Source organism: Neisseria sp. P0009.S007 (assembly GCF_051962515.1).
Map to the genome: position 1 here is coordinate 1 of NZ_JBQCVF010001185.1, position 252 is coordinate 252.

Consider the following 252-nt stretch of genomic DNA (forward strand, 5'->3'; position numbering starts at 1 on the left):
CTTTGGGTATTAATATGTTTAACGGTGTGTACGAGCCATCTGCCGTGCAACAGCTTCCCGACGGCAAACTGCTGATTGCCGAAGACGAACCGAACCACGCGTTCAGCATCGTCAGCATCGATCCGTCCGGCAGATTTATCGAAGACGAGGCCTTGGATACGCGCGTGATCACCGGCTTCAAACGCCGCCTGAGCGACTTGGAGGCCTTGGCACGCGACGACGAAGGCTTTATCTACGCGCTCACTTCACACT

At 55.6% G+C, this 252-nt stretch carries 1 pseudogene; it reads left to right on the plus strand.

What is annotated here, in order from left to right:
• Positions 1-252: pseudogene (locus ACTHS3_RS18240) on the plus strand (hypothetical protein); the annotation flags it as partial.